21 protein-coding genes are annotated in these 24,858 nt (G+C 72.8%); 15 read left to right on the top strand and 6 right to left on the bottom strand.

Going from position 1 to position 24,858, the window contains the following annotated elements; all coding sequences use genetic code 11:
- Window positions 1-3: 3 nt before the first annotated feature.
- The 6 genes from argF to ACH4E7_RS27690 all read left to right on the top strand — a co-directional run bounded on the left by argF (window position 4) and on the right by ACH4E7_RS27690 (window position 5,462).
- Window positions 4-1,008, top strand: a complete 1,005-nt coding sequence (gene argF / locus ACH4E7_RS27715; protein ID WP_396251772.1) for an ornithine carbamoyltransferase — start codon at window positions 4-6, stop codon at window positions 1,006-1,008.
- 2 nt (window positions 1,009-1,010) lie between these two features.
- The gene (locus tag ACH4E7_RS27710) at window positions 1,011-1,958 is read left to right on the top strand and encodes a carbamate kinase (protein WP_396251771.1); all 948 of its coding nucleotides are present in this window, start codon (window positions 1,011-1,013) and stop codon (window positions 1,956-1,958) included.
- A 13-nt stretch (window positions 1,959-1,971) separates the two neighbouring features.
- Complete coding sequence (locus ACH4E7_RS27705) at window positions 1,972-2,754, top strand: HPF/RaiA family ribosome-associated protein (RefSeq protein ID WP_396251770.1); 783 nt, start codon at window positions 1,972-1,974, stop codon at window positions 2,752-2,754.
- A 157-nt stretch (window positions 2,755-2,911) separates the two neighbouring features.
- Window positions 2,912-3,727, top strand: a complete 816-nt coding sequence (locus ACH4E7_RS27700; protein ID WP_396251769.1) for a universal stress protein — start codon at window positions 2,912-2,914, stop codon at window positions 3,725-3,727.
- Window positions 3,728-3,783: 56 nt separating this feature from the next.
- Window positions 3,784-4,824, top strand: coding sequence for a LacI family DNA-binding transcriptional regulator (locus ACH4E7_RS27695; RefSeq protein WP_396251768.1), 1,041 nt, complete (start codon window positions 3,784-3,786; stop codon window positions 4,822-4,824).
- A 128-nt stretch (window positions 4,825-4,952) separates the two neighbouring features.
- On the top strand, window positions 4,953-5,462 hold the full coding sequence (locus ACH4E7_RS27690) for a hypothetical protein (protein ID WP_396251767.1): 510 nt from the start codon (window positions 4,953-4,955) through the stop codon (window positions 5,460-5,462).
- Window positions 5,463-5,530: 68 nt separating this feature from the next.
- Here the strand turns inward: ACH4E7_RS27690 and ACH4E7_RS27685 are convergent, their stop codons facing one another.
- A complete protein-coding gene (locus ACH4E7_RS27685) occupies window positions 5,531-6,487 on the bottom strand; it encodes an acyl-ACP desaturase (RefSeq protein WP_396251766.1) in 957 nt (318 codons plus the stop codon).
- Between the two features lie 340 nt (window positions 6,488-6,827).
- On the opposite strand from ACH4E7_RS27685, the gene ACH4E7_RS27680 reads away from it, so the two are divergent.
- From ACH4E7_RS27680 to ACH4E7_RS27665, 4 genes are all read left to right on the top strand, one after another.
- Window positions 6,828-8,933: a SpoIIE family protein phosphatase gene (locus ACH4E7_RS27680; protein WP_396251765.1), complete on the top strand. Its 2,106-nt coding sequence runs from the start codon at window positions 6,828-6,830 to the stop codon at window positions 8,931-8,933.
- Window positions 8,934-9,083: 150 nt separating this feature from the next.
- On the top strand, window positions 9,084-10,568 hold the full coding sequence (locus ACH4E7_RS27675; protein WP_396251764.1) for an ArsR family transcriptional regulator: 1,485 nt from the start codon (window positions 9,084-9,086) through the stop codon (window positions 10,566-10,568).
- Window positions 10,569-10,620: 52 nt separating this feature from the next.
- Window positions 10,621-11,949, top strand: coding sequence for an acyltransferase (locus ACH4E7_RS27670; protein WP_396251763.1), 1,329 nt, complete (start codon window positions 10,621-10,623; stop codon window positions 11,947-11,949).
- Window positions 11,950-12,274: 325 nt separating this feature from the next.
- Window positions 12,275-13,081, top strand: coding sequence for a C39 family peptidase (locus ACH4E7_RS27665; RefSeq protein ID WP_396251762.1), 807 nt, complete (start codon window positions 12,275-12,277; stop codon window positions 13,079-13,081).
- A gap of 60 nt (window positions 13,082-13,141) precedes the next feature.
- Here ACH4E7_RS27665 and ACH4E7_RS27660 read toward each other — a convergent pair whose 3' ends face one another.
- Both ACH4E7_RS27660 and ACH4E7_RS27655 read right to left on the bottom strand, forming a co-directional pair.
- On the bottom strand, window positions 13,142-15,619 hold the full coding sequence (locus ACH4E7_RS27660) for a pectinesterase family protein (RefSeq protein ID WP_396251761.1): 2,478 nt from the start codon (window positions 15,617-15,619) through the stop codon (window positions 13,142-13,144).
- 219 nt (window positions 15,620-15,838) lie between these two features.
- The gene (locus ACH4E7_RS27655) at window positions 15,839-16,102 is read right to left on the bottom strand and encodes a hypothetical protein (protein WP_396251760.1); all 264 of its coding nucleotides are present in this window, start codon (window positions 16,100-16,102) and stop codon (window positions 15,839-15,841) included.
- Between the two features lie 107 nt (window positions 16,103-16,209).
- Here ACH4E7_RS27655 and ACH4E7_RS27650 point away from each other — a divergent pair, with 107 nt between their 5' ends.
- Window positions 16,210-16,584 (top strand): DUF2255 family protein, encoded by a 375-nt coding sequence (locus tag ACH4E7_RS27650; protein ID WP_396251759.1) that lies wholly within the window; start codon window positions 16,210-16,212, stop codon window positions 16,582-16,584.
- Here ACH4E7_RS27650 and ACH4E7_RS27645 read toward each other — a convergent pair.
- Window positions 16,546-19,209, bottom strand: a complete 2,664-nt coding sequence (locus tag ACH4E7_RS27645; protein ID WP_396251758.1) for an AAA family ATPase — start codon at window positions 19,207-19,209, stop codon at window positions 16,546-16,548. The two genes, ACH4E7_RS27650 and ACH4E7_RS27645, sit on opposite strands and share 39 nt — an antisense overlap.
- A gap of 137 nt (window positions 19,210-19,346) precedes the next feature.
- Here ACH4E7_RS27645 and ACH4E7_RS27640 point away from each other — a divergent pair, with 137 nt between their 5' ends.
- From ACH4E7_RS27640 to ACH4E7_RS27625, 4 genes are all read left to right on the top strand, one after another.
- Window positions 19,347-20,627 carry an MFS transporter gene (locus ACH4E7_RS27640; protein WP_396251757.1) on the top strand — a complete coding sequence of 427 codons (1,281 nt, stop codon included), beginning with the start codon at window positions 19,347-19,349 and terminating at the stop codon, window positions 20,625-20,627.
- Entirely contained in the window at window positions 20,624-21,967 is a 1,344-nt protein-coding gene (locus ACH4E7_RS27635) for a carotenoid oxygenase family protein (protein WP_396251756.1), read from the top strand. The genes ACH4E7_RS27640 and ACH4E7_RS27635 overlap by 4 nt, the downstream gene beginning before the upstream one ends.
- A 65-nt stretch (window positions 21,968-22,032) precedes the next feature.
- Entirely contained in the window at window positions 22,033-22,470 is a 438-nt protein-coding gene (locus tag ACH4E7_RS27630) for an ester cyclase (protein ID WP_396251755.1), read from the top strand.
- A gap of 160 nt (window positions 22,471-22,630) precedes the next feature.
- Complete coding sequence (locus ACH4E7_RS27625) at window positions 22,631-23,014, top strand: hypothetical protein (protein WP_396251754.1); 384 nt, start codon at window positions 22,631-22,633, stop codon at window positions 23,012-23,014.
- 196 nt (window positions 23,015-23,210) lie between these two features.
- Here ACH4E7_RS27625 and ACH4E7_RS27620 read toward each other — a convergent pair whose 3' ends face one another.
- Both ACH4E7_RS27620 and ACH4E7_RS27615 read right to left on the bottom strand, forming a co-directional pair.
- Window positions 23,211-24,287, bottom strand: coding sequence for a PP2C family protein-serine/threonine phosphatase (locus ACH4E7_RS27620; RefSeq protein WP_396251753.1), 1,077 nt, complete (start codon window positions 24,285-24,287; stop codon window positions 23,211-23,213).
- Between the two features lie 258 nt (window positions 24,288-24,545).
- A complete protein-coding gene (locus tag ACH4E7_RS27615; protein ID WP_396251752.1) occupies window positions 24,546-24,824 on the bottom strand; it encodes a dsRBD fold-containing protein in 279 nt (92 codons plus the stop codon).
- Between the last annotated feature and the right edge of the window lie 34 nt (window positions 24,825-24,858).

Raw genomic sequence — 24,858 nt, 5'->3', positions numbered from 1 at the left:
GCCATGAGCATCGACCTGCGCGGCCGGCACTACCTCAGCGAACCGCACTTCACCGCCGCCGAGATCCACCACCTCCTCGACCTCGCCGCCGAGCTGAAGGCCGCCCGACGGGCGGGCACCGAGACGCCCCGGCTGACCGGCCGCAGGATCGCCCTGATCTTCGAGAAGAACTCCACCCGGACCCGCTGCGCCTTCGAGGTCGCCGCCGCCGACCAGGGCGCCATGACCACCTACCTCGGCCCGGACGGCTCGCACATCGGCCACAAGGAGAGCATCGCCGACACCGCCCGCGTCCTCGGCCGGATGTACGACGCCATCGAGTACCGGGGCTTCGAGCAGGACGCCGTCACCGAACTCGCCGACCACGCCGGCGTGCCCGTGTACAACGGCCTGACCGACGCCTGCCACCCCACCCAGAGCCTGTGCGACGTCTTCACCATGCGTGAGCACAGCCGCCGTCCGCTCACCGACATCTCCTTCTGCTACGTGGGCGACGCCCGCAACAACACCGCCAACTCCCTGCTCACCATGGGGAGTCTGCTGGGCATGGACGTGCGGATCGCCGCACCGCGCGCGCTGTGGCCGGAGCCGCGGGTGGTCGCCGCGAGCCGACGGCTCGCGCTGGACAGCGGCGCCCGGATCACCCTCGTCGAGGACGTCGCGGAGGCCGTGCGCGGCGCCGACTACCTCTACACCGACGTATGGGTCTCGATGGGGGAGGAGCCGGCGAAGTGGCGGGAGCGGGTCGAACTGCTCCTGCCCTACCAGGTGAACGCCAAGACCCTCGCGGCCACCGGGAATCCGGACACCGCCTTCCTGCACTGCCTGCCCGCCCTGCACGACCGCCGCACCGACCTGGGCGCGGAACTCGCCGAGGAACACGGGCTCGACGGCCTCGAAGTCACCGACGAGGTCTTCCGGTCGCCCGCGAGCCTGGTCTTCGAGCAGGCGGAGAACCGGATGCACACCATCAAGGCGATCCTGGTCGCCACCCTCGGAAGGGACTGATCATGCGCATCGTCGCCGCACTCGGCGGGAACGCCCTGCTCCGCAGGGGCGAACACCCCGACGCCGACGTCCAGTTGCACCACGTCCGCGAGGCCGCCAGGTCGCTGGCCGAACTCGTCGAGGCCGGGCACGAGGTGGTCGTCACCCACGGCAACGGCCCGCAGATCGGCCTGCTCGCCGTCGAGAGCGAGACCGACCCGGCCCTCACCGTGCCCTACCCGCTGGACGTTCTCGGCGCCCAGACCCAGGGCATGATCGGCACCCTGCTCGCCCGGGAACTCATCGCCCGCCTGCCGAGCAGGGCGGTGGCCGCAGTCGTCACCCACACCGAAGTCGACCCGCACGACCCGGCGTTCACCCACCCCTCCAAGTTCATCGGGCAGCCGCTCACCGACCGCCAGGCCGTCCGGCTCTCCCGCGAACTCGGCTGGTCCACCGCACAGGACGGGCCGGTGCGCCGCCGCGTCGTCCCCTCGCCCGAGCCGAGGGCGGTGCTCGAAGCACCGGTCGTCCGCCAACTCCTGGGCGGCCGGACGGTGGTGATCTGCGCGGGCGGCGGCGGGGTGCCGGTCGTCCGCGACCCCGTCACCGGCCTGGTGACCGGCGTCGAGGCGGTCGTCGACAAGGACCGCACGGCCGCGCTGCTGGCCGAACAGCTCGACGCGGACGCGCTGTTGATTCTCACCGACGTCACCCACGTGTTCACCGCCTTCGGCACCTCCCGCCCCCGCCCGCTGCTCACCGCCACCCCGGCGCGGCTGCGCGCGCTGGACCTGCCCGAGGGCTCGATGCGGCCCAAGGCCGAGGCCGCGGCCTCCTTCGTCGAACGGACCGGCGGCCTCGCGGCGATCGGCCCGCTCGACAACGCCCTCGGCATCCTCCTCGGCACCACCGGCACCACCGTGGCGGCGGTCGTACCCGCCGCCGCGACGCCCGGCCGGACCTCCTGAAAGGACCACCCCCATGAACCCGCTGCAGACCGCCCCCGCCCCCGCCCCCGCCGTCGACGTCGAGGTGACGACGCGCGGCGCGGTGAGCCTCGCCGCGCCCGACTACGCGCGGGCCAAGCTGGCGGCCGTGCTCGGCCGGATCCACGAACCCGTGCTCGCGGCCCGCGTGAAGCTGACCCAGGAATCCCACCACTCGGTCGCCCGTCCGTCCGCCGCCCAGGCCGTGGTGGACCTCGGCGGCCGCCCGGTGCGCGCCCACGTGGCCGCCGCGACCATGCAGGAGGCCGTCGACCTGCTCCAGGACCGCCTCCTGGCCCGGCTCGCCAAGGCCCGGCAGCGCCACCACGCCCCGCACGGCGCGTGGGTCGAGCGAGTCCGGGACGACCACCGTCCGCAGCACGCCGACCGACCGCCGCAGGAGCGGCGGATCGTGCGGCGCAAGTCCTACGGCCTGCGCCGGCAGAGCCCCTTGGCGGCGGTGCTCGACCTGGAGACCATGGACTACGCCTTCCACCTGTTCACCGACGACGCGACCGGCCGCGACAGCGTGGTCCACCGCGACGAGGCCACCGGAGCCCACCGGATCACCTCGGTCGGCGTGCTGGCCGAGCCCGTACCTGGACTCGCGGTGTGCACCGGGGCCGTGCCGGAGCTCACGGTCGCCGAAGCGGCCGACCGCCTCGGCCTCGCCGGTGGCCCGTTCGTCTTCTTCACCGACACGGCGACCGGGCGGGGCAACGTCCTGTACCACCGCTACGACGGCCACTACGGGCTCATCACCCCCGCGGAGGAGTGAGAGGGAGCCCCCGGCCGGGACGGGCGGCCCCCGTTCAGGGGCCGCTGGTCCCGGCCCGACGGGCCCGCCCGGTCCTGTCGCCGGCCGGCCGCCGACCGGACGATGGACGGTGCGCACACACCGAGCCGGTTCGCCGGGCCTGAAGGAGATGGTGGTCATGGAACTCCCCGTCACGGTCGGGGTCGACGGCTCCTCCGCGAGCCTGCGGGCGGCCGACCTCGCCGCGCAGGAGGCGCTGCTGAGAGGGTGCGACCTGCGCGTCCTGCACGCGCTGCCGCTCATGCCGCACCTACTGGCCGGCCGGGACACCCGCCCGCGGTGCGGCGGGCGGAGCGCGCTGACGGAGGTGCGGCACACCCTGGCCGTCCGTCATCCGGAACTGCCCGTACGGACGCAGGAGGCGCACGACCTCGCCACGGCGGCGCTGGTGGCGGCGGGGGAGGAGAGCGAACTGCTGGTCCTGGCCGCGCGCGGGGACGGCGGCTTCCCCGGGCTGCGCGTGGGCGCGACCGCCCTCCACGTCGCGGCCCGGGCCGGCTGCCCGGTCATCGTGTCGCCGGTGGTGGAGGACCCGGCACCGCGGGACCACGTCCTGGTCGGCGTGGACGCCCGCCGTCCGGCCGAGGCCGCCCTCGACTTCGCCTTCGACCTGGCCCGTCGGCACGGCCTGCCGCTGCGCGCGCTGCACGCCTGGCCGCCCGCCGAACCGAGCCGGGCAGGGCGCCAGCGGCGCACCGAGGGCGAACTGCTGGCCGCCGCGCTCGCCCCCTGGCGGGCCGCGCACCCGGACGTGCCGCTGATCCAGGACAGCGAACCCGGCAGCGCCGGGCAGCTGCTCGTCGAGGCGTCCGCGAAGGCCCGGTCCCTGGTGCTGGGCCGACGCGGGCCCGCACCCGTCGGACGGCTCGGGCCGGTGGCCCACGCCGTCCTGCACCACGCCGAGTGCGCGGTCGCCGTCGTACCGCAGCCCTGAACGACCGGACGGGCGCGGTGGCGCACAATGGGCGGTCGTGGAGGAAGGAGTCGGTCGTGGGTATCGAGAGCCGCCCGGTGACGCTGAGGGCGATCGCCGACCAGTTGGGGCTGGACGTCTCCACCGTCTCCCGGGTCCTGAACGGGAGCGACGGTGACGGACGGCGTGCCGCGTCCGGGCCGACGGCGCGTCGGGTCCGGGAACTCGCGGCGGAGTTGGGCTACCGCCGGAACCCCGCCGCCGTGAGCCTGCGCACCCGGCGCAGCAACCTGATCGGGGTCGTGTTCGCCCGGCTGTCCGAGATCGTGGTCGCGACCATCTACGAGGGCATCGAGGAGGAGGCCGCCCGGCACGGGCTCGCCGCCTTCGTCACCAACACCCAGGACGATCCGGCCCGCCAGCGCGAGCGGATCGCGATGGTCCTCGGCCGGCGGGTGGACGGCATCATCATCGGCGACGCGCACCTGGACGGCGCCGCCCTGGCGGACCCGGCGCTCCAGCGCACGCCCCACGTCCTGGTCAACCGCCGTACGGAGGGCGACCGCCCGGCCGTCACCTGCGACGACTACGAGGGCGGGCGCCTGGTGGCCGAGCACTTCCTGGGGCTGGGGCACACCAGGGTCGGCTGCGTCGCGGGCGAGCCCTTCGCCAGCACCGGCACCGACCGCACCGCCGGATTCGTCGACCGGTACGCCGAGGCGGGTCTGCCGGTGCCGACCGAGCTGGTGCGGCACTGCGCCTTCGACACCGCGGGCGGCCGTGGGGCGGCGACGGCTCTGCTGACCGCCGCCCGCCGCCCCACCGCCCTGTTCGCCGTCAACGACCTGGCCGCCATCGGCGTCCTGGGCGCGGCCCGGGACCTGGGCCTGGGCCCGGGGCGGGACCTCGCGCTGGCGGGGTTCAACGACACCCCGGTCGCCGCGGAGCTGCCGGTCGCGCTCACCACGGTCCGGTCGCCGATGGCGGAGCAGGGCCGGGTCGCGGTGCGGGAACTGCTGCGCCGGATCGCCGGTGAGCCGGCCCGGTCCCGGCGGCTCGCGCCCGAGCTGGTGGAGCGGGCCTCCAGCGGCCGCCCCGTCGGTCCGTCACTTCTCTGATCCCGCCTGCTCCTGCCCTATGGTGCCACGGCCGGGCCGTGCCTATCATCCAACCCAAACGATTGGGCCAAACGTTTGGGTTGGGGGCATCGATGGCAGGAGCGGGGCCGAGCGACGGGGATGTCAGCGTGCACCGGGTCCACCGCTACGTACCGATGGTGGTGTGGAAGTGGACCCTCGTCGCCCTGGTGGTGCTCTTCTGGGCGCTGATGGCGAAGGGCATCTGGTGGCAGGGCCTGGTCGTGGATGCGCTGGCGATCGGCGGCCAGCTGGCCGTCGGCCGACTCCCGCCGGGCTCGGGCCTGCGGGCCGTCGAGGTGCGCCCGGAGGGTCTGCGGCTGCGGTACGCGGACGTGCCGGGGTCGGTCGTGTTCGGCTGGGCCGACATCCTCGACGTCGCCCATGTCGCCGGCCGCGTCGAGGATCGGCGGATCGGCGCCGGTCGCGGCCAGGTGACGGTCCATCACGCGGCGGTGGCCCTGATGGTCCGCGACCAGCCGGAGCCCCTGGTCCTGGTCCACGTGCGCCGCCCCCAGCAGTTGGCGGTCTCGATCGCGACCCACGTCGCCCGAACCCGCGCCCGGGCGGCCGGCACGGAACGCCGCGACGCCGGGCGCGAGCCACCCGGTGATGGCTGACACCCGGGCCTGCGAACTCAGGTGCGGCACCCGGCGATGTCCCGTCGGGTGCCGCACCGAGGTGATGCTCAGCCGTTGGCCTTGGCGCGGCGGGCGAGGATCGCGGCCCGGCGCTCGTCGAACCTGCCGGCCTGGGCGGCCAGGCCGGCGAGGTGTGCGCCCAGTTCCTGCTGGGCCTTGAGCCCGTCGGGGCCGAGCCCGCCGATGTCCATGATCTTGAGGTGGCGCAGGACCGGTTGGAGGACGTCGTCGTGGTGGACGCGCAGGTTGTAGACACCGCCGAGGGCGATCTGCACGGCGGCGCGTTCGAAGCCGGGCATGCCGTGGCCGGGCATGCGGAAGTCGGTCACGACCTCGTTGACCGCCTGCATGGCCTGGTCGGGCGCGAGTTCGAAGGCGGCCTTGAGCAGGTTGCGGTAGAAGATCATGTGCAGGTTCTCGTCGTTGGCGACCTGGGCCAGCATCCGGTCGCAGACGGGATCCCCGGACTCGTGGCCGGTGTTGCGGTGCGAGACGCGGGTGGCCAGTTCCTGGAACGCGACGTAGGCGACCGTGTGGAGCGGGGAGTGCCGGTTGTCGGAGACGAAGCCGCCGCTCATGTGGGTCATGCGCGCGCGCTCCAGCGCCACCGGGTCCACCGCGCGCGAGGCGACCAGGTAGTCGCGCAGCGCCATGGAGTGCCGGGCCTCCTCGGCGGTCCACTGGTGCACCCAGGTGCCCCAGGCGCCGTCGCGGCCGAACAGCGTGGCGATCTCGTGGTGGTAACTGGGCAGGTTGTCCTCGGTCAGCAGGTTCACCACCAGCGCCACGCGGCCCACGTCGGTGAGCGGGGACTGCTCGGCCGACCAGGGGTCTCCGCCGAGCGGCCCGTCGAAGTCCCGCCCCCGGCTCCAGGGCACGTACTCGTGCGGCATCCACTCCTTGAAGACCCGCAGGTGGCGGTTGAGCTCCCGTTCGACCACCTCCTCCAGGTCGTGCAGCAAACGGGCATCGGTCAACGGGGGGCGGGCGGCGATGGTGCTCACGTGCTCCAGCTTCCGAACGGAGTGACAGAACCTACGCTTGCGTAGGTTACGCAAGCGTAGGTTTGCCCGACCGGCTGCGTCTGGGGCCCTTCGACCCCATCTGCCAGGCCAAGGTCCTTCGCGAGGCTGAATCGGAGCTCTCCTGCCGACGCCGTCGCCGCCGTTGCCGGGATCGCCAGGAGGGGCGACGGCGTGGCATCCGCCGCACGCGATCCGGATGATCGACGGTCCGCTGGGCGCGGGGCCGCTCGGCTGGCGGCATCGGGCCGGGGCGGGACGATGGAGTGAACCGACGCCGTCGTCCGCGGGTGGGCGTGCGTCGGCGGGAGGAGGTGGCCGGATGGAGGCCGGGCACGCGGTGCCGTCGGGAGCGGTCTCGTCGGGCCGGGATCCCGCGATGGAGCCGGGCGGACTGCTTGACGTCCTGGGCGTCGCCGCGGTGGTGCTGAACGCGCAGGGGCGGATCGTGCTGTGGAGCCCGCAGGCCGAGGACCTGTTCGGCTACCGCGCGAGCGAGGCCCTCGGCCGCCCTGCCGCCCAGGTGCTGGTCGACGAGCAGCACCTGGAGCTGGTGGTGTCGCTGTTCACGAAGGTGATGTCCGGGGGCGGGGCCTGGGCCGGGGTCTTCCCGGTGCGGCACAAGAACGGGTCCACGCTGCTGGCCGAGTTCCGCAACATGCGCCTGGAGGACGAGAGCGGCCAGTACTACGCGCTCGGCCTGGCCTTGGACCAGGCCACGCTTCGGCGCCTCGAACGGGACCTCGCCCTGTCGCTGCGCCTGGTGGAGCAGTCCCCGATCGGACTGGCGGTGATGGACACCGACCTGCGCTACGTCCTGGTCAACCCGGAGCTGGAGCGCCTCAACGGACTGTCCGCCGCCGAGTGCCTGGGCCGCACCGTCCCGGAGGCCCTGCCGTCCCTGGACACCGAGGCGATCGAGACGGCGATGCGAGAGGTACTGGCCACCGGAACCCCGCTGCTGAACCAGTTCACCACCGGACGCACCCACGCCGACCCCGAGACCGAGCACGCGTGGTCGGCGTCCTTCTACCGTCTGGAGGACCCCGCCCATCGCGTGATCGGCGTCGCCATCTCGGTCGTCGACGTGACCGAGCAGCACCGGGCCGCCACCGCCGCGGGGGCGGCCCGCCGCCGCCTCACCGTGATCGCCGACGCCTCCGAACGCATCGGCACCACCCTCGACCTCGACACCACCGCCCGCGAACTCGCCGATGTGCTGGTCCCCGAATTCGCCGACATCGCCGCCGTCGACGTTCTCGAAGCCGTCCTCACCGACACCCCGCCCCAGGACACCAAGGGCAGCCCGGCCGTGTTCCGGGCCCTCGCGGTCAAGGCGGCCTACCCCACCCCCGCCACCGAGGCCGCCGACCAGGTCGGCCGGATCACCCGCTACGACGCCACCCGCCTGGTCACCCGCTGCGCCCGCACCGGCCGCCCGATCCTGTTGGCCCACGTCACCGACCTCGACCTGCCACGCATCGCCCGCGACGAACAGGCTGTCGAACTGCTCAGGCAGGCCGCGATCCACTCCTACCTCGCCGTACCGTTGCGCGCCCGCGGCCAGGTCCTCGGCGCGCTCGACCTCAAGCGTGCCCGCAACGATCAGCCGTTCGATCACGACGACCTGGTACTGGCCGGCGAGCTCGCCGCCCGCGCGGCCGTCGCCATCGACAACGCCCGCTGGTACCAGCGTCAGCGCCACGCCGCGCTCGCCCTCCAGCGTCACCTCCTGCCCGGTCCGACCCCGCAGCCGCCCGGGCTGGAGGTCGCCTCCCGCTATCAGCCGGCCTCCAGCGTCGGCGAGGTCGGCGGCGACTGGTTCGATGTCATCCCGCTGACCGCCGACCGGACCGCGCTGGTGGTCGGTGACGTCATGGGCAGCGGAATCAACGCGGCCGCCACCATGGGCCAACTCCGCACCGCGGCACGAACCCTGGCCGTCCTCGACCTGGATCCGGCCGCTGTGCTGACCCACCTCGACGGGATCGCCGCCAGCCTCGGCGAGTCCATCGCCACCTGTGTCTACGCCGTTTACGACCCCCGCCGCCACCGCTGCCTCATCGCCACGGCCGGCCATCTGCCCCCGGTCCACACCCGCCCCGGCGCTGTGCCGGTCCTGCTCGACCTGCCCGCCGGAGCGCCCCTGGGCGTCGGCGGCGTGGCCTTCCACGAGACCCCGCTCGACTTCGCGATCGGTGACGAACTGGTCCTCTACACCGACGGGCTCGTGGAGACCCGCGACCACGACATCGACACCCGCCTCGCAGCCCTCACCGACCTCCTCGGCCGACCCCGCCGCTCCCCGGAGGAGACCTGCGACCTCCTCCTCGGCGCCCTGTACCACCTGAGCGGCAACGACGACGTCGCACTCCTCGTCGCCCGCGCCCGGCCTCTGCACCGTGCGGGCGGAGTCACGCATCCGTGAATCCTGCGGCAGCGCTGGATCCCGCGGTCGAGCGCCGAGGGCCGGGAGGGGCTCGGCCACTGCCCGACGAGCCCCGCCGTTCGGGAGGCGGACCGGCCCGTTCGGACGTGTACTGGGGCTGGGGCCGTCGAGCGAATGGACGGTGCAGCTGTGCGAACCGCCACTGCCACAGTCATCCGGCCGAAGACGCTCTTCGACCGCGCGGACGCATGGGAAGCACTCGTCGCGTTCGCGGGCGACGCGCGTCCGGGCCCTGCCGTCGGCATGGTGACCGGGCCGCGCGGTCAGGGCAAGACCCACCTGCTCCAGGAGATCGTCCGGGCGACCGGCGGCTTCTACTTCGGTGGGCCGGAGGCGGTGGAGGCGGAGTCCCTGCGCCGGCTCTCCGAGGAGCTGGCCCACCACGCCGGAGAAGGCCCACCCGTTCGCCGGCAGGGCTGGGGGGAGGCCCTGGACGCTCTGCTGGCCCTCGGCGCGGACCGTCCCGTTCCGATCGTGCTCGACGGGTTCCCGGAACTGGTGCGGCAGAGCCCCGCGCTACCGGCGGCCGTCGTCGCCGCCTGTCACCGGCTCCGCAGTGGGAACCGGTCGAACCGGGCGAGGCTGCTGCTGTGCGGCAGTGCCATGTCGGTGATGCGCCGGCTGCTCGGGAGCGCCTCGACGGCGATCGACTTCCAGCTCGAGGTCAGGCGGCTCGACCATCGGCAGGGCGCGCTGCTGTGGGGCCTGGACGACCCCGGTCTCGCCCTGCTGGTCCATGCCGTCGTCGGTTCGAGCCCGGTCTTCCGGTACGACGCGGCGGGCGAGGACAGGCCCGTCCACCGGGACGAGTTCGACTCCTGGGTGTGCCGGACCGTCCTCAACCCCCGGCTGCCCTTGTTCTGGCGGGCGGGTCACCTGATCGAGCGGGAGCCCGACGGCTGGGACCGAGCCCTGTGTCACTCCACCGTGACCGCCGTCGCCGACGGCTGCTCGACCACCGGGGCCATCGCCGACCGGCTGGCCCGTCCCGCCACCGACGTCCTGCGGGTCCTGACCAGGTTGAGCGAGAGCGGTCTCGTGGCGGGCCTGCCGGACGCCTTCCGTCCCGGCGTCACGCACCACCGCATCGCCGAACCGTTGCTCGCCTTCGATCACACCGTCATCCGGCCCCACCACGACGCCCTCGAACGGCGGGAGGCCGCCGAGGTGTGGCGCTCCGCCCGCGCGGCCTTCCACTCCTCCACGCTGGAACGGCACTTCGCCCAGGTGTGCCGGGAGTGGGCGTTCGGCTTCGCGGCCCCCGACACCTTCGGCGCGGTCCCGGCGGCGGTCTCGCCCGGCACCGTGCCCGTGGCACGTGGCCTCGGGCCGTCAGTGGCCGACGTGGTGGTCCGCGGAGCGGCCGGAGCGGCCCACGGCCGCCGGCAGGCGCTGCTGTCGGTCGGGCTGGCGCGCTGGACCGAGACACTGGATCTGCCCCACCTCCACGAAGTCCAGCGGATCGTGGCCGCACTCGCCGAGCTGGGCGAGGACGTGAGCCGCACCCGGCCCGCCCTGTACGGAGCGGCCGGATTCAGCGCGCGCCTGCGGTCCGCCGAAGCCCACGGCGAGCTGATCCTGGTCGATCTCCCGCGTCTCTACGTCGGTGCCTAGGACCTGACCTCGCGCGGAGGACCCCGAACATTCCAGCCGGGAGAGCCGAACCGTGGAACGCAACCGCTACGCGGACCTGCTACGCGTGGGGGCGATCGGCACGGTCGTCCTCGGCCACTGGCTGCTGACGAACCCCAGCTACCGCGACGGGCGGCTCTCGGGCCAGGACGCGTTGCAGTACGTCGGCTGGGGGCGCTGGCTGACACTGCTGTTCCAGGTGATGCCGGTCGTCTTCCTGGTCGGAGGCTTCGCCAACGCGGCCTCGTGGACCGAGCACCGCGGCCACGGCGGGGACTGGGTGAGCTGGTTGCGCCGACGCGCCCTCCGGCTGCTCTGGCCCACCACGGTGTATCTGGCCGCGGCCTTCCTCGGGGTCACCACGGCCCGGGCGAGCGGCGCAGGTACGAGTGAACTGGCGCGGACCGGTTGGTACATCGCCCTGCACCTGTGGTTCCTGCCGGTCTACCTGCTGCTGATCGCCCTCACTCCCGTGCTCCTCGCCGCGCATCACCGGTGGGGTCTCCGGCTGCCGTTCGCGATGGCGATCGCCGCCGCGGCCGTGGATCTCGCGGTACTCGGCCCGCGTCTGCCAGCGGTCGGCTTCGCCAACTACCTGCTGGTGTGGGGCTCCGTGCACCAGTGGGGATTCGCCTGGCACGACGGTCAACTCACCGGCGGCCGGCGCCCGTTCGTTATGGTCGCGGCCGGTGCGGCTCTCCTTGCGGGCCTGCTGGCCTGGGGCCCGTTCCCGATGGACATGGTCGGTACCGGCGGCCGCGCCGGCAACACCACGCCGCCGTCCATCGCCCTGCTCGCCTTCGCCGCGACCCAGTGCGGCCTCCTCCTGGCGGCGGAGCCCTCGGGGCGGCGTCTGCTCGCCACGGCGAAGCGGCAGAACCGGCTCGCCCGCCTCAACCGGTCGGTGATGACGGTCTACCTGTGGCACCCCGTCCCGGTGGTGATCGTCACGATCACGCTCTACCCGCCCGGGCTCGTGCCCCAGCCCGCCGTCGGCTCCTGGCAGTGGTGGGCACTGCGCCCGCTCTGGCTCGCCGTCCTGGCCCTTCTGCTCGCCCCACTGACCCTGGCCGTGCAACGGGCGCAGCGACCGCTGCGCCGCCTTGCCGCCGACCCGGGAGACGGCGGGCGCAGGTCGGCCGTTCCGCTCGTCTGCGGTCTGGCCGTGGTCCTGCCCGCGCTCGCCCGGCTGGCCATCGGCGGTTTCGCCCCGGACGGGCGCTTGGCCTGGGGCGTCCTCGCGTTGTACGTCGGCGGGTTCCTGCTGGTGCTGTTCTCCCGCCGCCGGCGCCCTCCGTCGGGTCGGCCTCGGGACGTCGGGCTCAGCGTGCGCGGTCCGACACCGGTGCGAGGTGGGCGGTGAACCACTGCGCGGCCGGGGCCGCGATCTCTTCGCGTGGGAGACGACCGCCCGGACCGTGGATTCCGGCTCCGTGGCCGCCCACAGTGACGCAGCTGCGCCCGGGCGGCGGGGAGTTGACGGACCGCAGTCGTCCGGGCGACTCCTGCCGCCTACACCATGACGGCCGGCTCCGCCAGCGCTGGCGTCACCGGAGGCGAAGCGGGCGAAGCCGAGGTTCGATGGAGGGGACGTCCGGGGCCGCCGCCGGCCCGCGTCCAGGCCGACGGTGGCCGGCGGCGGATGTCCGGTCCTCAGGCGATGAGCTGCCATGGGAAGGAGATGAGCCATGGAGAGCCACGAGGAGGTCCTGAACGGCGGGCGGTGCCCGCACCCGAGCCCGCGACGGCCGGTTCCACCCGAGGCCTCGTCACCCGCAACCGCACCGAGCGCCGGGATGCGCCCAGTGCCGGGCCCGCTGCCGAGGAAGAGGCGCGGCAGGCTGGTAGCGGCCGTCACCGCCGTCCTGACCGGCGCTGTCATGGTGGTCGGCGCGCCCTCGTCGAGCGCCGTCTCCGCCGCTGTCCCGGCCTACCAGCAGCAACTGGGCAACGACTGCGAGGCGTCCTCCCTGCGCATGGTGCTGGCCGCACGGGGGGTGCAGGCGTCGGACCAGGACGTGCTCGGGCACATCGGCGTCGACCTGGCACATCCCCAGGCAGGGGTCTCCGGGGCGCTGTCCGGGGACCCGTTCCAGGCCTTCGTGGGAGACCCCGACGGCTCGGAAGCGGCCGGGACCGGCTTCGGCGTGTACTATCCGCCGATCGCCCAGGCCGCGCAGTTCTACGGCCTGTCCGTGGCGGCGGCCGGACAGGGGATCTCCCCCTCCCAGCTGCGCAGCGCGGTCGCCGCGGGACACCTGGCGATCGTCTGGGTCGACTACAACTGGCGTGACGTCGCGGCGGGCTCGTACACCGCGTACGACGGCCGCGTGGTGCCCTACGCCGGCCCGTCCGAGCACACCGTCGTCGTGACCGCGGTCAGCGACGGACAGTATCTGGTCAACGACCCGGCCCGCGGGCAGCTGCAGATGAGCGGGGCGGACTTCGAGGCCGGGTACGCCAGCTACGGCGACATGGCGGTCATCGTCGATTGACCGCTCCGCCACAGAGAGCGTGCCCTCCGGATCGGTGGGATCGGGAGGGCACGCGACGGATCACAGCGTCGGGTAGGCGGGGAAGGTGCAGCTGGGGGAGGTTGCGGTGGGGGCGGCCTTGGTCACGGTGACGTCGGGGCCGCTGGGGAGGAGGCTGCCGCCGGCGACGGTGAGGTGGGCGTCGGCGGCGGTGACGGTGGTGACGTCGAGGTTCACCTGGCGCAGGGTCAGGCCGAGCGGCTGCGCGCTGTCCCAGCCGACCAGGGTGGACTTGGCGCCGTTGGGGGAGTGCACGGCGGTGACGCCGTCGATGACGATGCCGGTGAACCACGGGATGTGCGAACCGCTGCCCGAGGCGTAGTGGGTGTCGAGGACGAGCGGGGCGCGGACGGCGTCCAGGCAGGTGTTCTGGTAGCCGATGTCGGTGACCTTGCCGCCGTTGGCGGGCGAGCTCTTGATCCGGATGCCGGTGCTGGAGCCGCTGGCGTTGCCGAGGGCGTCGGTGCCGGTGAGGGTGTTGTCGCGGAACAGCACGTTGGTCACGCCGGCACTGGTCTCGCTGCCGATGGAGATGCCGTGGGTGCCGTAGAAGTGGTTGCCGCTGACGGTGATGTTGCTGCTGGGCTTGTTGCCGGCCTTGATGGCGATGCCGTCGTCGCCGTCCATGATGAAGGAGTCGGTGATGGTGACGTTGGTGGCGCCGGCCGGGTCGATGCCGTCGGTGTTGCGGGCGGTGGCCGGGGTCTTGATCCGTACGCCCCAGGCGGTGAAGCCGTTGCCGCCGTTGTAGACGACGTGGAAGTTGGGGGAGTTGAGCAGGTCGACGTGGTAGAGGGTGAAGTTGTCGGAGTTGTCGGCCTGGATCAGGCGGGGGTTGTTCTGGTTGGAGCCGGTCTTCTGGGCGTCGGTGGCGAGCTGCCACCAGTTGGTGGTGGTGCCGAGGATGCTCTGGTCGCCGCGGCCGTCGATCCGGCCCTGGCCGCCGTCGGCGGCGCGGACGGTTTCGATGCCGGCGTTGGCCCCGGCGACGCCGATCAGCGGTTTGCAGCCGCCGGAGGAGGTGGCGAGGGTGCCGCAGGTCGGTTTGCCGGTGAGCTGGTAGTCGGCGGGGTTGCGGGAGCCGTACAGGGTGACGCCGCTGTCGAGTAGCAGCGTTTCGCCTTGATGGATGGTCAGCGGTCCGGTGAGGAAGGAGTCGTGGGCGCTGTCGGCGGTGAGCTTGACCGCGACCGTTCCGGCGCCGGTCTGGGCGCAGGTGTCGAGCGCGTGCTGGATGCGGGCGGTGTCCGGTGGGGTGTGTTCTGCGCCCGGGTCGGCGGTGCGGGAGGGCATCGTCAGGCCGGCCGGGACCGTGGCGCAGGTGGTGGCGGGCAGGCGGGGCTCGCTGACCTGCCGGGTGTCGCCGGTGGCCGGGACCGAGGAGGTCGCACCGGGGCTGTCGCCGTGCTGGGCGGAGGGGGCGACCGGGTTCCAGCCGTCGGTGCCCGCCAGGTACGCCTGCGCGGTGTAGTCGCCGGCCTGGGCCGCCGGCAGCTGGGGACTGTCGGCGCTCGTGTCGGCGCCGGGTCCGGTGTTGCCGTACGAGGTGAGACGTGCGGAGCGCCAGGCGTAGCCGCTCATGTCGGTCCAGGGGGTGGCGCTCTTGATCGCGGCTGGGAGCACCGTGTCGCGGATGACGACCTGGGCGACGGCTGAGGCGGTGGGGTGCCAGGGCCGACCGAGGTGGTAGGTGGCGTCCTTCGCGGTGGAGCGGACGGTGCTGTCGGTGATCAGGAGGCCGTACTTGTGCGAGGCCTCCGTGTTGGCGGCGGTGAGGAAGCCGTTGAGGCCGCCGGCGGGGGCTCCGTCGTCGTCCAGCTGGATGGTGCCGTGGTCGAGGACGGCGGTGGCGTTGCCGAAGATCATGTCGACGTCGCCCTCGACGTAGTCGTCGGTGAAGTACTGGCGAGTCTGCGCGGTGGCGTTCGGGGACCAGGCGAGCAGGGTGTCCTGGTGGCCGATGATGCGGTCGTTGCGGTAGACCTGGCGATCCCCTTCCGCCGCCACCGCGACGGCCTGGGTGCCGGTCTGCCCGTGTGCGGCGGCCCGGTCGAAGGTGTTCTCGACGGTCAGGTTCTCGACCGTCAGGCCGGCGGCGGCGAAGGTGGCGGTGGCGCTGCCCTCGGTGCCGAGCTGGCCGCCGCCGGGCTTGGCGGTGCCGGCGGAGTTGCCGTAGCTGATGACGACGTCGGCGGGGTTGCCGGTGGCGCCGGTGACGGTCAGTCCGTTCTTGCCGGCCGGCACCCGCACCACCTCGTGGTAGGTGCCCTTGGCTATCCGGATCCGGTCGCCGGGGCGTGCGGCGTCCACGGCCGCCTGGACGGTGCGGTACCGGCCGCTGCCGTCGGCGGCCACCGTCAGCGTGCGGGCCTTCGCGGGCTGGGCGGCCTGGGCGATCAGCGGAACGGCGGTGCCCACGGCGGCGAGGACTCCAGCGGCGGCGAGCACCCGGCGGGTCGCCGGGCGGCGGCGATGGGTGGGGTGGTTCTGGTCTGGCAACGGCTTGTCCTTCTGGAGCGTCGGCCTGCGGGCAGCAGGCCCGGTCGCCCATCAGTTGCCGCTGCGCGGCGGAAGGTTGCCGTGCACGCGTGAATTTCTTCCGGACAGCCGCAGCTTCTTCGACGGCGGCGTCAGCGGGTGAGGGTGAAGGTGCCCCGGACCGCGAGGGCGCCACCGGAGGCCTCGGCGTCCGCGCGGTAGGTGTCGGCGGCGCCGGGTTCAGTCCCAGAGGGAGATCGCCAGGACCAGGGCGACGACCGGGATCAGCAGCCACGGCTCGGCCAGGACCAGGAGCCCGGTGAAGAGCAGGGCGAAGTACGCCAGCGCCTTGGCGACGCGGCGCTTGGCCTTGTTCTTCGTACCCTTGTTCTTCTTGGAACCCTTGTGGTGAGGCGCCGCTGCGGCAGTGGCCGCCTCAAGGGTGTGTGTGTCGGTGTCGGCGTCGATTGTGGTTTCGGGCTTCTTCGCGTCGATGGTCGTCATGACGCTCAGCCTTGTCGGGAGAGCGCCGCTCTCGCGTCGGTGAAGCCCGCCTATCTAGGTGAAGACCACCGACGCGTCCGTAGTGCCGCCGCGGTGAAAGTTGGTCCATGAACGCTTCCATGGATCGCGCGGAGATCGTTTTGTGGGTACGGCATGCGGACGGCCGGTGGTCGGCCAGGACGGTCTGGGTGGTGGTGCTCGACGGGGAGGCGTACGTCCGCTCGGCTTTCGGCCGACGCAGTGCCTGGTACCGCCGGGTCCTGCGGCATGCGGACACGGAGGTGGAGGCGGCCGGGGTCCGGCTGTCCGCCACCCTCCGGCCAGTGGACGACCCCGAGCTCGTGCAGCGCGTCTCCGGTGCCTACCGGGCCAAGTACGGGTTGAGCTGGCCCGGCCCCGTGGAGTCGATGAACGGGCCCGAGTCCGCGGCCACCACCATGCGGCTAACGAATGTCGGGCAGGTCTCGCAGTTGCCTGCGTGAGGTGAGTCCGAGCTTGCGGAAGATGTTGCGCAGGTGCGCGTCGACAGTCCGCGGGCTGAGGAACAGCTTCGCCGCCACCTCCTTGGAGGTGGCGCCGTCGGCGACCAGGCGTGCGATGTGCACCTCCTGCATCGTCAGCCGGTCCGACGCCTTCGACGTGCGGCTGCGGGCCTGCTCGCCCGTGGCGCGCAACTCGCCGGCGGCGCGCTCGGCGAACGCCTCCACACCGAGGTCGGACAGCGACTCGTGCGCGAGCCGCAGCGCCGACCGGGCGTCACGCCGTCGGCCCTGGCGGCGCAGCCACTCCCCGTACAACAGATGGGCCCGGGCGCGGTAGACGACCAGTGCGCCGTCGTCGAGCAGGCCGATCGCCTCCTCGTAGGCGGACTCGTCCTCGGTCACCAGGGCCCGCGCGTAGGCCTCGACGCCAAGACCCCACGCCTGCCGGCCCGCCTGCGTACGTTCCCGGAGGGACGCGAGGGCCGCGACGGCGACCTCGGTCTCGCCGCACCGCACGGCCGCCTCGACCAGCTCGGGCAGGGCGAGGCCTGCCGTGCCGACGGCACCGTACTCGACCGCTTCCCTCGCCGCCTTCAACGCGGCCGGGTAGTCGGCCAGGCCATTGCTGAGCACGGCCGTCGCCCAGTGCACACTCAGGCTCATCCGCTGGTCCACCGACGCGAACAGTTCGACGGCCTCCTCGCGCCGCCCGCGCAGCGCGGCCAGGTGGAGGCGCGGATAGACCAACGGTGCCGCGCCGGTGGCATCGGCGATCGCCTCCTCCTCGGAGATCAGCTCCATCGCGGCACCGAAGTCGCCGGTGTGCACGGTCACGGCGGCCTGCATGGCCAGTCCGATGGGCAGCGCGTGGAAGGAACCCGACTCTCGCCCGGCCGCGACGGCACGCGCGGCGATGCCGTTCATGGCGTCGAAGTTCCACAGCTCGGTGGCCACCATGAAGCCCAGTGACGGCCGCCTGGCCCACACCTCGTCGTCGGCGTCGCCGACGACCGGCCCGAGGCTCTCCGCCGCCGCCCGGTGCCCGTCGCTGACCAGGTCGATCAGACCGGTCAGCACCGCCGCCGCGCCGGATACCGGCTCACCCGACGGCGGGGCCTTTCCGACGGCCTCCACCACGTGGTCGAGACCGCCGAGCAGAAGGCCCATCTCGAAGGCGTCCAGATAGCATTCCCGCGACCAGCCGGGGTCGGTGGCCGCCAGCCGGGCTGCGGCACGCAGGAGGTACTTCGTGGGGCCTTCGTCCCCGCGGCGGCGGACGAACGACAGCCTGCCGCGGAGCAGGTCGGCCCTGGCAGCACGGCTCGGATCGTCGGTCGCCACGGTGGTGAGCAGGTCGGCCGCGGTGTCGAAGTCGCCCACCGAGAGCTTGGCCTGGACCGCGGCGAGGACCCGCTCGGCGCGTTGGACCGGGCTGATCGTGAGCGCGGCCGAGCGTTCGAGGAAGGCCGCCGCCGCCGCGACACCACCACGTTCCCGGGCGCGGGTGGCGGAGGCTTCGAGCTCGGCGGCGACCTGCTCGTCCGGGCCGGCACTGGCCTGGGCGCGATGCCAGGCCCGCCGGTCGGGGTCGGCGACCGGGTCGGTCACGGCGGCCAGCGCCCCGTGCGCCCTGCGCCGCTCCTGCGGCGTCGCGGCGTGGTAGGCGGCCGAGCGGGCGAGGGGGTGGCTGAATCGGATCCGGGTGCCGGACTCGACCAGCGCGGAGGACTCCGCGGCGGCGGCCGCGTCGATGCCCAGGAATTCGGCCGCGCGCCACAGCAGGCCGGGGTCGCCGATCGGGTCGGCGGCGGCGACGGTCACCAGCAGCCGGGCCGCCGGCGGCAGGAGTTCCAGCCGGGACCTGAAGCTCTGCTCGATCACTGCGGGTACCGAGTCGGGCTGGGCGAAACCGCCCGCCATTCCGGCGAGTCCGGCGGTCCTGGGAAGCTCCACCAGCGCGAGGGGATTGCCGCGCGCCTCGGCCAGGATTCGGTCGCGCACCCGCTCGTCCAACGGGGCGCGGACCGCCGCGGCCAGCAGCGTCCGGGCATCCGATGCGCCGAGGCCCTGAAGCGAATGGCCGGTCAGTCCGTCCAGCTCGGGAAGGCGGCTCGGCTCGCGCACCGCGAACACGAGGGCGATCGACTCGGCCGGGATCCGGCGGGCCAGGAAGGCCAGCGCCTTGGCCGATGCCCGGTCCAGCCACTGTGCGTCGTCGACGACGCACAGCAGCGGGCGTTCCCGCACGGTCTCCACCAGGAGGCCCAGCGACGCGACGCCGACCAGGAACGGATCGGGGGTGCCGGTGTCGAGGCCGAAGGCGATCTCCAGCGCCTTGCGGTGCGGCGCAGGCAACGCGATCAGCCGGTCGGTGACGGGCGCGAGCAACTGGTGCAGCGCGGCGAACGGCAGCTCCGTCTCGAACTCCGCGCCGGACGCCCGCATGACGAGGAATCCGGTCGCGGCCTCGTCCAGGTGCCGCAGCAGCGCGCTCTTGCCGATGCCCGCCTCACCGCGCAGGACCAGGGCGCCGCCCCGGCTCTCCCGCGCCGCTTCGAGCAGGGCGTCGAGCCGCCGTATCTCGGCATGACGACCGATCAGCTCATCCGTGTATGTCTCGGGCATGTCCGAAAACCTATGCGGTTGTGCGCCGCAGGGGAATCCGGAACGGACCCCAGCCGACCGGAAGGCCGTCCCACCGGGAGCCGTATAGGCGATGACTACCGACGCGAGCGGCGGGCGCCCGCTGCGAGTGTCGAGCCATGACCCGCACCGCAAGGCAACCGATCACCACCGGCTGGACAGCGCTGGTGGTTCTGGCCACGGCCCAGTTCCTGGTCGTGCTGAGCACGTCGATCGTGAACGTCGCCCTGCCGCAGATCCGGGCCGGGCTCGACCTGTCCGACACCGGCCAGGCGTGGACGGTCAACGCCTACGTACTGGTCTTCGGCGCGCTGTTGCTGCCGGGCGGGCGCGCAGGCGACGTCTACGGCCTTCGTCGTGTGTTCCTGCTCGGCATCGGCCTGTTCGCCCTCTCCTCCCTGGGTGCGGCGCTGGCGCCCACGGCGATCGTGCTGATCGCCTGCAGGGCGGTGCAGGGATTCGGCGCCGCGCTGCTGGCGCCCACGGCGCTGGCCCTCGTGCTGACGGTCTATCCCGACAGGGAGCGGCGTGGTACCGCGCTCGGAGTCTGGGGCGCGGTCTCCGGGGCCGGCGGGGCGGCGGGCGTGCTGCTGAGCGGGATGCTCACCAGCCTGTACGGCTGGCGCGCGGTGTTCGTCGTGATGGTGCCCCTCGCCCTGGCCGTCCTGGTGGCCACCCGGCTGCTGGTCGGCGCCGACCGGCCGCGCGGCGGAAGCCTGGACGCGCCGGGCGCAGTGACGGTGACGGCGGCGCTGGTCTCGCTCACCTACGGCCTGTCAGGGCCTTTGCCGCTGGCGGTGATCGGTCTGGCGCTGCTCGGCCTGTTCGTGGTGCTCCAGCGCCGAACCGCCGACCCGCTGCTGCCTGCGCGCATGAGCGTGGTGGCGGTGCCCAACGTGCTGATGGCCCTGCTCGGCGCGGTCTGGCTCGGTCTGTTCTACTTCCTGCCCCTCTACCAGCAACGCGTCCTTGGCTACTCGCCCCTGGAGGCCGGGCTGACCCAGCTTCCCCTCGCCCTCATGATCACCCTCTCGTCGTGGGCCACCGGCAAAGTCGCCGGCCGCCGTGTGCTCCCCGGGGGCCTGCTGGTCCTCGCGGGGGGACTGGCCTGGCTGTCCCGAACCCCGGCCGACGGCACCTTCCCGGTGGACCTGCTCGGCCCGACGCTCCTCATCGGCATCGGGCTGGGGGTGGCGTTCGTCCGGCTCACCGCGATGTCCTCCACGGGCGTCCCGGCAGCCGACAACGGTCTGGCCGGCGGGCTGGTCAACGCCACCCGGCAGATCGGCGGAGCCGTCGGCCTGTCCTTCCTGACCCTGCTCCCCTCCTCCGGCACGGCCTTCCTGGCCTGCGCCGCCCTGACCTTGCTCATCTCGGCTCTCTCGACGCGAAAGGCATGACCATGACCCTGGACAAGCCGTACATCAGCGGCCACTTCACCCCCGTCACCGACGAGATCACCGGCCGCGAGCTGACAGTGCGCGGCACCCTCCCGCCCGAGCTGAACGGCCGCTACTTCCGCAACGGTCACAATCCCAAGCCGGGCATCACCCCCACCCACTGGTTCCGCGGCGAGGGCATGATCCACGGCGTCCGCCTCACCGGCGGCCGGGCCGAGTGGTACCGCAACCGCTGGGTGCGCACCCCCTTCCTGGACGGCGTGCCGTTCACCGGAACCGAGCTCGAGGTCAGCGCCGCCGCCACCAACATCATCTTCCACGGGGGCCGCTATCTGGCCCTGCAGGAGGCCAACCTGCCCTGGGAGGTCAGCGCCGACCTCGACACGATCGGCGTCCACGACTTCGGCGGCAAGCTCACCAGCGCGATGACCGCCCACCCCAAGGAAGACCCGGAGACCGGCGAGCTGCACTTCTTCAGCTACAGCCCCTTCCCGCCGTACCTGACCTACTACGTGGCCGACGCCTCCGGCGACATCGTCAGGTCGGAGGTCATCGATGGCTCCGGCCCGTCGCTCATGCATGACTTCGCCATCACCCGCGAGCACGTCGTCTTCATCAACTCGCCGGTGGTCTTCGACCACGCCGAGCACTCCGGCATCCCCTACCGCTGGCACGACGACGTCCCGCTGCGCATCGGCGTGATGCCGCGCGCCGGGAGCAGGACCACCTGGTTCGACGTGGCCGACCAGGCAGCGCTGTTGCACGTCACCAACGCTCACACCGACGCGCAGGGCCGGATCGTCCTCGAAGCGCCGTGCTTCGACCGTTCCGCCTGGGAGAGCTCGTGGAAGTGGTGGGTCGGCGCTCCCGGCTACGGCACCAGCCCCGCCACCGGCTCGACCTTCCACCGCTGGATCATCGACCCGGCCAAGGGCACGGTCACCACGGAGTCCCTCAACGACCTGGTCACCGAGTTCCCGTCGATCAACGACGCCCACACCGGTTCGGACTACCGCTACAGCTACGCCATCGCCTTCCCCGGCGCGGGCCTGGCCGGCTACCACACCGTCAAGCTGGACTCACGGACCGGCGGGCAGAAGCTGCTTGCACACGGCGAGGGCCGGATGCCCGGCGAGGCCGTCTTCGCGCCCGCCGAGGGCGGGACCGCCGAGGACGACGGCTACCTGCTCACCATCGTCAGCGACCTCACGTCCGACGCCTCGGAGCTGCTCGTCCTGGACGCGAGCGACCTGAGCACCGTGGCCGCCGTCGAACTCCCCCGCAGGGTGCCCGCCGGCATCCACGGCCACTGGATCCCCGACGCCGAACTGCCTGCCTGACCCTGCCGGCGCATCCGCGCGCCGCATGTCCCGCAAGAAACCCATGACCACGAAGGAGAACCGTCATGTCCGCTTCCGCCAACGCCCTGCTCGCCGAGCCGTGGAAGGCCCTGTGGAACAACGACCTGTCCCAGACCGACAAGATCATCGCCCCCGACTTCGTCGCACACGCCGCCCCCATCACCGGCTCCGGCGACGACACCGTGCACGGCCGCGAGGGCCTGAACGGCTGGGTGGCCGGCATCCACACCATCCTGCGCGACCTCAGCTTCGAGATCACGGTCGGCCCGATCGCCACTGACGACTACCTGGTGGTCCGCTGGGCAGCCGAGGGCACCTACGCCGGAGGCTTCCCGGGCGCGTCCGACGACGCCGTGGGCAACCGCGTCCGCTTCACCGGCACCGACACCCTGCTGATCAAGGACGGCATGCTCGCCGAGTACTGGGCCAACGCCGACAGCCTGCTGTTCGTGCAGCAACTCGGTGTCCGCGCACTGTCCTGAACAGCGCGCAGCCCGTCTGCCGGAACCGCCCGCGCCGCACTGTCGCCAGTGCGGCGCGGGCCGGGCGCGGTCCCCGCGCCTGGTGGCTGGAGGAAGACCCCGCCAGCCGGCCCGGCCGGCGCCCTTCCGCCCCGGGCTGTTCCTGTGCTGCCATACCGGGATGACTGACACTCAATTCCCCCGGCTGAAGCACGGCTCCGACGCCTGGTGCGCGGCCCGGGACAGCATGGTCGAGATCATCAAGGGCTGGGCGGCCGAAGGCCGCACTGACTACTACGGCACGCTGAGCGGGTCGCTGAGAGACGCAGGCTTCTCGGTCCCGCCTCGGGGCACACTGATGAGCGACCTCCTGGAGGCCGCGTGCCGGGTCGAAGCCGACAGAGGCGTTCCGGTCGTGCTGACCGCCATCGTGGTGAACAGGCGGAGCCGACGGCCATCCGAACAGTTCGAGGTGCTCGCCAAGACCGCGCCGTTCCGGCGCGGGGACGAACCGGGGTGGAGCTGGGAGATGGAGAGGGACCGGGTGTTCGCCCACTACGGCTGACCCACGACGAACCGGCCGGCGGGGATGGATTCCGGGATCGAGCTTCTGCGATTCCTCCCGGGGCAGCGTGAACCGTCCGGCGGGTACCGGTGGCGCCCAGGGCCGCCGGCAGCCGCCCCGCCGCCGTCCCGGACCCCCGGCCCGCCCGGCCGCCCCACAGCCCGCCGACGACGCGGCCCGATGACTGGCCAAGGTTTCAGATGACCGACATGGCGGCCCCTTCGTCGAGCCGGTCGACAATGATCATCGCCACATCGTCCGCCAAGTGGCCTTCGGTATGGCGGATCAATGCCTGGTGCAGTTGCTCGAGGAACTCCTGCGGGGTGGTGTTGAAGCCGATCGACTCCATGGTCTCCGGCAGAGGGAAGAAGCCGTTGCCGGGGTCGCGGGCTTCGATCACGCCGTCGGTGTAGAGAAGGAGACGGTCGCCCGGTACGAACGGATAGCCCTCCGGAGTCTCGGGAGGGCCGGTGACCAGGTCCTCCAGGCCCAGGGGCGGACGCGGCGAGGTGGGCATCAAAGCCCGAGTCCGGCCCTCGTGGAGGAGCAGCGGGGGCGGATGGCCGCGGTTGACCAGCCGCACCACGGGTTCGCCGTTCGACACCTGGGCGATGAGTGCGGTGGTGAACCCCTCCATCAGGGTTTCCTCGGGGAAGGCGCCCGGCACGGTGGCCTCCCGGCGCAGCGCGGCCGCGCAGTGGTTCATGACCCCCACGAGGTCGTCCTCATAGTGCGCGACCACCCGGAACGCGCCCAGCGCCACCGCGACCGCGCGCATGGCGTTGAGCCCCTTGCCGCGGACGTCCCCCACGATCATCCGGACGCCGTACCGCGTCTGCACGGCCTCGTACAGATCACCGCCGACCTGCGCCCCGGTCCCGGCCGCGAGACACAGGCTGGCCGCCCGCACCGGGCCCAGGCGCTCGGGGACCGGTCGCAGAATGACCTCCTGCGCGCGCACGGCGATCCGGCGGATCTGGTCGAGCTCGCTCCTCCGGTAGGCACGCACGACGCTGCTCGTGATGAAACCGGCCACGGAGACCAGAGCCAGAGCGAGGAAGTTGGTATAGACCTGCAGGGTGCCCCATGCCTGGTTGTAGGTGGCCGTGGTCACACTGACCGCGAGTGCGAGAGCCACCGCCATGGCGGTGCCCTTGGGTTCCATCGTCACCGCCGCCAGCGCCGGCACCGCCGTGAGAAAGGGGCCGGTATAGATGAAGTGGGCAGGGGTCAACTCGATGATCAGCACAGCCAGCGCGATGACGAACGGCACGCACTGCGCCAGTGCGAGCAGGCCCCTGCTTTGACCGCCCGCTCCTGGTCGAGAGGGTGAGCGGAAGAACGACGCCATACCTTCAGCCTGCCTCGCAGACGGCCTGGTGGCCTCCTCGGCGGCAGAACCTGCCGGCCCAGCCGGCCGACCGTACGGGTGTCGACGAACCAGCGGTGCAGATCGCCGCCTTGATCACCGGCCTCCGGCCGTGCCCGCCGGCCGCTTCGGAGTCCTCATATGCGTGGCGGAGCGCCGGTCTCAGGCCGTCGGGGAGGGCTCGTTGGCGGCGGAGTCGGTGCGGCCGGCGCGCAGGAGTCGGTGGCCGAGGTCGATCAGGGCGCGGGCGGCGGCGTACTCGTCGCCGATCTCGGGGACGGGCGGGTCGTGGGGGTTGCGGTGGGCGTCGGCGCGGGTCTCCAGCCGTGTGTCGCCGGTGTCGAGGACGGCATGGACCTTGGTGGTGTCGCCCTCCTCGAAGAGGTCGAGGCGCAGGGTCCACCGCTTGGTGCGCAGCGGTGTCCTGGTGTGGGTGGTCATCTCCGGGCCTCCCGGATCGGCGGGCCCGGGGCGG

Origin of the sequence: Kitasatospora sp. NPDC018058 (assembly GCF_044327205.1) — a bacterium.
Lineage (GTDB): Bacteria > Actinomycetota > Actinomycetes > Streptomycetales > Streptomycetaceae > Kitasatospora.
The sequence above is the reverse complement of the archived record's forward strand: the minus strand, read 5'-3'. Positions and strand labels throughout refer to the sequence as shown.